The sequence below is a fragment of the Bacillus sp. JJ1532 genome (genome assembly GCF_036965085.1).
Taxonomy (GTDB): domain Bacteria; phylum Bacillota; class Bacilli; order Bacillales; family Cytobacillaceae; genus Cytobacillus.
The window spans coordinates 1-9433 of sequence record NZ_JBALOW010000009.1; the positions used below are offsets into that span (position 1 = coordinate 1).

The 9433-nt window shown below is 37.3% G+C and carries 9 protein-coding genes; 3 read left to right on the forward strand and 6 right to left on the reverse strand.

The features are described from left to right. Nucleotides 1-72 precede the first annotated feature (72 nt). Nucleotides 73-1203: a CAP domain-containing protein gene (locus V7122_RS04340; RefSeq protein WP_335525890.1), complete on the forward strand. Its 1131-nt coding sequence runs from the start codon at nt 73-75 to the stop codon at nt 1201-1203. Between the two features lie 48 nt (nt 1204-1251). Here the strand turns inward: V7122_RS04340 and V7122_RS04345 are convergent, their stop codons facing one another. The 5 genes from V7122_RS04345 to V7122_RS04365 form a co-directional block, all read right to left on the reverse strand. Next, entirely contained in the window at nt 1252-1959 is a 708-nt protein-coding gene (locus V7122_RS04345) for an ABC transporter ATP-binding protein (protein ID WP_335525891.1), read from the reverse strand. A gap of 1 nt (nt 1960) precedes the next feature. Continuing rightward, nucleotides 1961-2914 (reverse strand): ABC transporter permease, encoded by a 954-nt coding sequence (locus V7122_RS04350; RefSeq protein WP_335525892.1) that lies wholly within the window; start codon nt 2912-2914, stop codon nt 1961-1963. 43 nt (nt 2915-2957) lie between these two features. Further along, a complete protein-coding gene (locus V7122_RS04355) occupies nt 2958-3416 on the reverse strand; it encodes a nitrous oxide reductase accessory protein NosL (RefSeq protein WP_335525893.1) in 459 nt (152 codons plus the stop codon). Continuing rightward, the gene (locus tag V7122_RS04360; RefSeq protein WP_335525894.1) at nt 3406-4764 is read right to left on the reverse strand and encodes a NosD domain-containing protein; all 1359 of its coding nucleotides are present in this window, start codon (nt 4762-4764) and stop codon (nt 3406-3408) included. The genes V7122_RS04355 and V7122_RS04360 overlap by 11 nt, the downstream gene beginning before the upstream one ends. A 179-nt stretch (nt 4765-4943) precedes the next feature. After that, a complete protein-coding gene (locus V7122_RS04365) occupies nt 4944-6002 on the reverse strand; it encodes a multicopper oxidase domain-containing protein (protein ID WP_335525895.1) in 1059 nt (352 codons plus the stop codon). 389 nt (nt 6003-6391) lie between these two features. Here V7122_RS04365 and V7122_RS04370 point away from each other — a divergent pair, with 389 nt between their 5' ends. Both V7122_RS04370 and V7122_RS04375 read left to right on the forward strand, forming a co-directional pair. Next, nucleotides 6392-7228 (forward strand): undecaprenyl-diphosphate phosphatase, encoded by an 837-nt coding sequence (locus V7122_RS04370; RefSeq protein ID WP_335525896.1) that lies wholly within the window; start codon nt 6392-6394, stop codon nt 7226-7228. 255 nt (nt 7229-7483) lie between these two features. Next, on the forward strand, nt 7484-8515 hold the full coding sequence (locus tag V7122_RS04375; protein ID WP_335525897.1) for an LLM class flavin-dependent oxidoreductase: 1032 nt from the start codon (nt 7484-7486) through the stop codon (nt 8513-8515). Between the two features lie 326 nt (nt 8516-8841). On the opposite strand, the gene V7122_RS04380 is transcribed toward V7122_RS04375, so the two are convergent. Next, nucleotides 8842-9433 (reverse strand): DUF1836 domain-containing protein (locus V7122_RS04380; RefSeq protein ID WP_335525898.1); only part of this gene is annotated, 592 nt, incomplete at its 5' end.

A 9433-nucleotide genomic window follows, 5' to 3' on the forward strand; every position in this document is an offset into this window, starting at 1 on the left:
ATAATTAATGGGTAATAATTGTGATAGCATGAGATTCACCTGTAAAATTGAGAGCAGACGGATGGTGAAACATTGAGGAAATTTTTTCGAACTTTATTATTACTTTTTATCATATTTATATCATGGCCCTTCATTGAAAAACATTTGAAAAAAACAGATTTTTACCCTTTATTGGATCGGTTTAAAGATGAGGTTCATGCCATTTCAGAAAATCCACAAGTTTCTGTAGCGATTGAGACGATTTTTTCCACCATCAATCAGTTAGCTGGGAAAATGGATGAAAAGGTGGAGCTTCTTCCGAATAAAGACTTAATCCCAATAGATAAACCGAAATTATCCATTCCTTCCAGCCAAACCTTTTCGATTCATAATATTGTTCTAGGGGAAAGTAAGGAGAATATTGAAAAGCTAGCGGGACCGCCAAACAGATCCACTTATAATGAATATGGATTTAAATGGTATACCTATCATGAAAATTATCACAACTTTTTCATGGTCACATACGATACGAACGAAAAAGTAGCGGGTCTATACACAAATCAAGACTTAATTTCCTCTGCAAAAGGTATAAAGCTAGGCAGTACGAAAGCAGCTGTTCTTCAACAACTTGGAAAGCCTTTAAATCAAATTCGAAAAGGCTTAGTTTTTTACCAATATGATAAAGAACGAGATTATGATGTATTTTCTATTGATCAGAGCTATGTAACCGTTTTTTACGATAAACATGCCAAAAATACGGTGACGGCCATTCAAATGATTGATGAAGATTTAGAACAGGCTAAAAATCATTTTTATGCAGATGGATCAGAGCAGTTGAAGGAAGGCTTCGAATATCAATTATTCGATTTAACGAACGCAGACCGTGTAAAACATGGAAAATCCGTGTTAAAATGGGATGATCAAGTAAAAGAAACAGCACGGAATCATAGCCTTGATATGGCTGATAAAAATTACTTCTCCCATACAAATTTAGACGGTCAATCCCCTTTTGATAGAATGAGTGAGGACCGGGTATCCTTTACAGTAGCTGGCGAGAATTTGGCGATGGGGCAGTTTAGCAGTATTTTTGCCCATGAAGGTCTGATGAATTCTCTTGGCCACCGGGAGAATATCCTTAGACCGGAATATCAATATTTAGGTGTGGGTGTAGCGTTTAATTCAAAGTCCCAACCGTACTATACAGAAAATTTCTTTAGAAAATAGCAAACAGCTGGAGATCTTTAAGGTTTCCAGCTGTTTGTAATCGAGATTCTAGCATTTAGCAACTTCCTTATTTTCATTTTCATGAATGGTCAAGAATACTTCCTCCAGCGATTCACTGGCATGCTCACGATAAATTTCCTCCAGAGTACCAAACGACCGTACCTTTCCATTAAATAAAATCATGACTTTGTCGGCAATTTCAATGGCATCTCGCATGATATGGCTGCTGACAATCACGGTTTTATGTTCATTTTTCAGCTTTTGTAAAATTCTTTTAAATTGAATGACCCAGTAGGGATCCAAGCCATTCGTAGGTTCATCTAATATATATATATCCGTATCTGCCAGCAAACATTGAGCAAGGTTAAGGCGTTGCGACATACCTTTAGAGAAGCCGCCAACCTTTTGATTGCGCTCCTCCCATAAGCCCACGTCTTGCAAAACTTGTTTGATTATTTCCTTATCCACTTTCAGGAATTTCCCATAATAATGTAAGATCTCAATGGGGGTCAAATCTGGAGGGAAATTCATTTGATCTGGCATATAGGCAAATGGCTTTTTCTTTTTTGAATGAAAGACCACCGTTCCAGAAGAAGCTTGATCAATCCCTGTAATCATTTTGATCATCGTACTCTTTCCTGCACCGTTTCCTCCGCATAGCACGACACATTCTCCTAGATTAATTCCTGCTTCTACTGGATATAGAGCCGTTTTATGTTTATATTCTTTGGAGAGATTTCTTAATTCAAGGATCATGCTAGACTCCCCTTTTCTTCAACATTTTAGTGGATATGGCCATTGCAATCCACATTAGGAGCACAATTGAGATCATTAATGAAATGGAAAGGGTGCCACTCTCACCCCATTTTTCAATCATTAAAAACTCTGGACCAAATACGTATTCTGCATTAAGCTTTGAAATGGACCATACTCGAATGGATTCTATTGGGTTAAGTAAGATGAAGAAAAATAAGCTTTTGAGTTTAAAGGCATATGGAATCCAATTGATAACCGTCATGATGACAAACTCATAAATGAAAACTGTCAGACACCAGAAGAACAATGCATATGACAAACCTTGCATTCTGGTTTTGCTAATCGCCCCAACGAATAAGGCTGCGGCAGAAAACACAATAATGAGCAGCATGTTCACACTTAGGAATACTTGAAAGATCGAAGCTTGAAAAGATTTCCCGATGATAGAAAAAATAAGACCGAATAATCCATAAGATACACCCATGACGACAAACATAGAGATTACTAATGATAAAAACTTGCTGAGCATATACTTCCAATAAGAAACTTGATACGTTTTATATAATCCCAGTCTGCCGCTCTCTTTGTCTCCAATAATGGAGTTTGCTCCTAGAATTAAACAAATAATCGGCAAGAGCCATAGGGATAAATTTATCAGCAGTGCGATAGAACGATTATACGCTGTTTGATTTATATTTGCCGTATTTTCTGGCTGCTGTGTGATCTCCTTTAAGCCGTAATATTCAGGATTCACGCCCATTGTTTCAATATTGCTATTAACCCCTTCTAATCCGTAAGTTACTTTGACAGGATCGAGTTTAACGGAGTTCAACCCATAGAAATAGAGCAGTCCAGATAGAAAAATAAAGAGAATCATAAAATTCAATAACCACTTACTTCTAAGGAGCAGGCGCAGCTCATGCTTTACCATTGAATACAAAATACCCAGTTCCATCATTTTCCCTCCAATCTATGGATTTTCCCCATAAACTTCTTGATTAATGCCCGTGCTTTGTTCCCTTCAAATCTTTTTCTAATAGCTCCTTTGAAGAATAAATCTCCCCACCTTGTTCTTTTTGCATGTCAGATGCTTGTTGCTCTGTCTCATATGCTGCAATTCCATAATTCATAGGACTATGAATATTTTGATTTTGTACGAAAGTACTATTATCGAAGGATATCCATTCCTTTGAATCGAAATCATGGATGAAGGCTGCTTCATATTTGGGCTGATGCTCTTGCATATATACGACCATACAGCCAATATCATCGAATAACTTTGGTTCTCCATCTTCTAAAATGATCTGTGCGGCAGAGTGTAAGTCTTCTATGCCCATGTGACAAGCATCACAATCTTCTTCATTCGCCTTTATTTCAACTGGAGCTGCTGTTTTATTAGAACAAGCAGTTGAGGATATCATGACAGCCAATAAAAGAACCCACCATCTACACTTCATGTTTCTCCCTCCCAAACTTAAATAAGATATAGGAACTTACCGATATAATGAGTAAAAAAGAGAGGACCTGAGAAAAATTCATTTCTATTTTCTCCTTATATGACAGCTCACTTTGACTCTTCTCCCAATGAATGGGTGCTGGCCTCATTAGCGGATATTCATCAATCACAAACGTATCAGAAGGAATCGGGGTGAACTTTTCAATCATATTCCATAGCTCCACCGCTGGACTGCGATGGAATATTTGTAAATAAGGCTCTTTACTTGTCATATTGTAAAAAACGTCACCGCTTTTATAGGCGAAATCAACAATTTTATCTTTATTTAAGCTTAAGGATTGATGATCATCGTAATAATTTCCATATTGGTCCTTGTTAAAAATATTTCTGTTCTGATTATCAGAAATAATTTGTTTTGTATTTTGATAAAAATTGTTTAAATAAACAGAATTCTCTTCAGAATTCTTTCTTAATTCCAATCCTGTATCGTTTTCTAGAAAAGTATTAAACTCAATCCGATTTCGTTTCGCATTTTCCATTAGAATTCCTTTATAGTTGCTCATAACTACATTGGAAGCGATCTTTGAATCGAATGTGTCAAAGATAAACATCCCTGCACCATCGATTTTTGTATTTAAATAAAAGATATTTTCTAGAATAAAAACTTCATAGCTCTGCATAATCATCAGTCCGTTAATACTTTCACGAACTTGATTTTGCGAAATAAGGACATTTCTGGAATCCATTGTATGAACACCATACCGTGTCTGGATCATTTGATTTCCTTTTACCTCACAGAATTCAGAATAGGATACATAAATTCCATCCTGTGTATCATATATGAGATTGCTATTGGCAGAAGTATTTGGTGCCTTCACTAAATAAATCCCATAGCCTTTATATTTGGACTTCTCGTCAAAGCTAGTAATCGTATTATGTTCAAAACGATGGCCGTAGCTTTCATGAGCATAAATCCCATGAAATACATTTTTTATTAAATTATGATGAATATGAGAACGATTGCCTTTAATATAAATCCCAGAATTTTGAGAACCGCTCCCTTCTATCTGTAATCCTTCAATAGATACGTCATCAGCCTCAATTGTAATAACGTTCCCTTCATATGGACCGATGATCTTTGTTCCTTTTTCACCGATTAAATGAACGGGATGGGAAATAGTAAATGATCCGGAATATTCACCCGATTTGAGATTTATAACAGAAGAAGTACGATTTAATAGAGCCCCCTGTAGCTCCTTTGTATTAGATACAGTCAGCTCAGACCCGTGTACTTTACCCGCAAAAATGAACCAAGAAAATACAATAAATAGGAGAACTTTTTTATTCATTTGGGATACACCTCCCCATTCACTGTTACGATTATACAGCTTGAAGGGCAGTGTTCCTACGTCGCATGTTTCATAACTGTCCGTAATATTTATAGGAATATCTGCCCTCTATTTGAAATTTAAGGTTCACTTTATAATTTTTTTCTAGTATAATTTTAGTTGTGTGATTTATTTATCTATTAATGGCTCATTGTAGCCTTACCGTCGTCTTCACCTGTTTCGGTGACTTTAAGAATGGCGACGGCTCCTTTTTGAGCATGGTTGAATTGGTGTGTGACAATTGGATAGCTTCCGACTCTTGTTACGGTAAATTCAACTACAGCACCACCGCTGGCTGGCAGCATAACAGTTTGTAATCCTTTGTAATGGTTATATGGGTTACCGTCAATATATACATCATCGAATATTGTACCAACAACATGGAATGAGCTTACTTCATTTGGTCCTACATTGTTAATATAGATTCTTACTCTGTCTCCTACTTTTGCTAATAGAGGTTGTTCTTTAAGTGTGAACGTATCGCCATTTGTATTTAGGTCACCTTCATGAAGAGCCTTAGTTGAGAATACAACTTGACTTGGTACACCATTAGTGAAATCATCTAAATCGTTATATTTATACCATTCGTTTTGAATCATAACGAATTCTTTATTAATCCCTTCATCGGTTGGATAGCCATTTTTCGGCTTAACAATGATCGTACCATGCATTCCGTTTGCAATATGTGAAAGTACCGGTGCTGTTCCACAGTGGTACATAAATACACCTGGCTTATTTGCTGGATAACTGAAAGTACCTGATTCATTAGGCTTTACATTTGAAAAATCTTTAGATGGTGCTGCATGAACAGCGTGAAAATCCATGCTATGCGGAATGGCCGGATCCATATTCTTTAATGTAAAGTTAATTGTATCCCCTTCATTTACTACTACAACTGGCCCAGGGGCTTCCCCGTTAAATGTCCAAGCTTTGTACATATACCCTTTGTCAATTTCAATGTCTGTGATCTGTGATGTCATTTCTACGTTTACTTCTGTAGGACCCACTCTTTCAATTTTCAACGGTACCGGTTCTTGATTCAAATCTTTATGTGGGGCTATGACTTCATTATTACTTTTCTCGGCTGCTAATACCTTTTGTTCTGGCTGTGGTTTTTCTTGTAAAGATTGCTGGTTACATGCGGTTAGTAAACTTAGTCCTATTGCGGATGTTAGAAGATATTTCATACCTTTATTCATGTTAATTCCTCCTTTATTATCCTTTTCCTTTACATCTTAATCATACTGATTCCATTCCTGTGAATAGGTGATATTACTCACAAAAGATCATGAGTCTGTGAAAAGTTTGTGAAGTCTGTTCATGAGAACTTTACATAATTACTTGCAGTCAAATACGCATAAGATAGGAATCTTGAAATCGCCTTCATTCCGCCGTCCTCTAATTTCATGGAAATCTTGCTTTTAATTGTGCTATACTTTAACAGCGAATAAATATTGCCCGTTTTTTTAATCTTTTAATCTATAAGTGTAAGGTTTTTGCTATCATAATCGTCTATTATAATGAGGGCGATAATAGCAATTAAATAATCTTTATATCCCTACTTATAAAAAGGAGAATTTCAGGAAAAATGATAGTTGATTTTATGATGATATTAAAAGCAATCATACTTGGATTAGTTGAAGGTTTAACAGAATTTGCCCCAGTCTCGTCTACCGGGCATATGATCATCGTGGATGATATGTGGCTTCATACGAAGGATTTTTTATCAGATTCTACAGCAAATACATTTAAGGTAGTCATACAGTTAGGATCCATACTCGCAGTTGTCATCATCTTTAAAGATAGATTTATTGACATGCTAGGACTTGGAAGACGGAATAAGGGTGCAGCGGTTCCAGAAACCCGTTTGAAGCTGACACAAGTTATTGTCGGCCTTATTCCAGCCGGTATACTCGGAGTTCTATTTGAGGATTATATCGATGAATACTTGTTTTCGACTGAAACAGTATTAATTGGCTTAGTTATTGGAGCTGTCTTTATGATCCTTGCAGATATTTTTGGTGGGAAACGGCCAAAAGTGGACACGGTTGATCAAATTACTTATAAACAGGCGTTTTCCATTGGATTGATACAATGCTTTTCACTTTGGCCTGGGTTTTCACGCTCGGGTTCAACGATTTCTGGCGGTGTATTGCTCGGATTAAGCCACCGTGCAGCAGCTGACTTCACTTTTATTATGGCTGTACCAATTATGGCCGGTGCTAGCTTTATCTCATTATTGAAAAACTGGCAATATTTTACGATCGATGCCTTGCCATTTTTCATCGCCGGATTTATTAGCGCCTTTGTGTTCGCCCTTTTATCTATTCGTTTCTTTTTAAAACTGATTAATAAAATCAAACTTGTGCCATTCGCCATTTACCGAATAGTATTGGCCTTAGTTATTTATATCGTATTTTTCTAAAAGCGGACTAGCCTTAGTCCGTTTTTTTTACACTTAAGAAAGTATAAATTGTCAGCGCAGAAGTTGATTCCACGTAGTTCCAATTTTAGGAATTAAGTATAAGTGCAATACGCCTCTGTCTTCGCCTGTTCAAGGCTTGCCAATCGGCGAGTTTTCTTTATAAGCATTTCATTATCCTGATTTCATAAACATTGATAATATAGCAATCATAGGTAAAAGCTTTTATAGAAGATTGAATGAAGGAAGTTGAATCATATGGCAGTTCAGACTGATAAGAAATCACTAAACGAAATTCGCTATTCTGTTTTAGATCTATCCCCTATCATTGTTGGCGGTACCGCATCAGAAGCGCTTCGAAATACATTAGATCTTGCACAGCATGCCGAAAAATGGGGCTATCATCGATACTGGCTTGCAGAGCATCATAATATGCAAGGGATAGCCAGTTCAGCAACTTCGGTTGTCATCGGGCATGTTGCCGCAGGTACAACATCCATTCGGGTTGGATCCGGCGGCATTATGCTGCCTAATCACTCTCCACTCGTGATTGCAGAACAGTTCGGGACGTTGGAATCCCTATTCCCAGGCAGAATTGATTTAGGACTTGGCCGTGCTCCAGGAACAGATCAACTAACCGCCAGAGCTTTAAGAAGAAGCATCCGCATGGATGGATCGGAATTTCCCGAACAACTGGAGGAGCTTCGCACATATTTCGACCCATCTAGAGCTTCGGCACCTATGCATGTTCGAGCTGTACCAGGCGAGGGATTGGATATTCCCATTTGGCTTCTAGGTTCGAGCGGTTTCAGCGCTCAGCTTGCGGGTCAGCTTGGACTCCCATTTTCTTTTGCTAGTCATTTTTCACCTGAGAATACGTTGCCTGCTCTTGATTTATATTACCGCAGCTTCCGCCCTTCAAATGTTCTTGATGAACCTTATGCAAAGGTTGGAGTGAATATCATTACGGCAGATACGGATGAAAAAGCGAAACGGCTTGCAACATCCCTTCAGTTGCAATTCCTTAATCTTATTCGCAATACGCCTGGACAGCTCCAGCCTCCAGTCGACAATATAGATGAGCATTTGAGCGAATATGAGAAAGCCCTGCTTCAAAAGCAGCTCGGTTCCTCCATTATTGGCAGTCCAGACAAAGTGAAAGCTCAGCTGCAAAGCTTCATTCAAGACACAAAGGTAAACGAAATCATGGTCACCGCCCAAATCTATAATCACCAAGACAGACTGCGATCCTTTGAAATTGTCTCTGAGATTATGAATGGGGTGGAGTAGCAGTTAAATATCCGTCATCTTTGAGATGACGGGTATTTTTATCGTGAACTTACGTAAAGTGTTGTATATTAAACGGAATGACGGACACTGTTAGTGGTAAACTTTTGTATAGTATCCTTAGTTATCCAGATTATAGGTAAAATGATGAAACCTGTCTGGTAAACCCGGCTATTTGGACAGGTTTAGGGAAAACGATGAAACCTGTCCAGTAAACCCGGTTATTTGGACAGGTTTGGGGCAAAACGATGAAACCTGTCCAGCAAGCCTTAGTATTTGCATAGGTTTTGGACAGTTAATCAGAGAACTCAAATAATGCCTCATTAATTTTAAATTTTATCCAATTTCCTCTCTGCTACAAGTTCATCGACAACCTTTTCTGCTGCACGCCGATACAGATTGCTCATATGGGCTAATGAGGCAATCATGAGCGTTTTCTCTAGCTTCGTAGCTTCAGTTTCTTTCAATTCACTTATCTCTTCATTTACATTCTTTCCTTTTTGTTCAATTTCTTCTTTAAATGCATGGATGTTTTTTTCAGTTAAGTGAAGAAAGCTTTCATAGAAACAATCTATATTCAAGTTTTGCATCATAACTCTTTCATTGAGCCCAGACAATGTTTCTTTTATGTCATTAATCGAGAGAGCCCCTTTTAATTGATAAATAAAACTAATTAAAATGAGATGCTCTTTTGAATACTTTTTATTTTTGATCGGGAATAACAGCTTTCCTTTAGCATAATTATTGATCATTGTTTTTGTCAGGATCTTTTCATCCTCATTACGCTTCGTGCTGCTAAATTTATTTTCAAACAGCTGAATCACTTGATCCATATAAAGATCAATGTCAGGAATTTCATTTAAAGAAATTTGGCTGTTTAAGTTCAATGATTCTATCATTTTTTGTAAATTTTCCATTAAT

Excerpts from the sequence above, each read along its gene's own strand:
- V7122_RS04360 (WP_335525894.1), bottom strand. The coding sequence starts at position 4,764 with ATGAATAAAAAAGTTCTCCTATTTATTGTATTTTCTTGGTTCATTTTT.
- V7122_RS04370 (WP_335525896.1), top strand. The coding sequence starts at position 6,392 with ATGATAGTTGATTTTATGATGATATTAAAAGCAATCATACTTGGATTA.
- V7122_RS04365 (WP_335525895.1), bottom strand. The coding sequence starts at position 6,002 with ATGAATAAAGGTATGAAATATCTTCTAACATCCGCAATAGGACTAAGT.
- V7122_RS04345 (WP_335525891.1), bottom strand. The coding sequence starts at position 1,959 with ATGATCCTTGAATTAAGAAATCTCTCCAAAGAATATAAACATAAAACG.
- V7122_RS04355 (WP_335525893.1), bottom strand. The coding sequence starts at position 3,416 with ATGAAGTGTAGATGGTGGGTTCTTTTATTGGCTGTCATGATATCCTCA.
- V7122_RS04375 (WP_335525897.1), top strand. The coding sequence starts at position 7,484 with ATGGCAGTTCAGACTGATAAGAAATCACTAAACGAAATTCGCTATTCT.
- V7122_RS04350 (WP_335525892.1), bottom strand. The coding sequence starts at position 2,914 with ATGGAACTGGGTATTTTGTATTCAATGGTAAAGCATGAGCTGCGCCTG.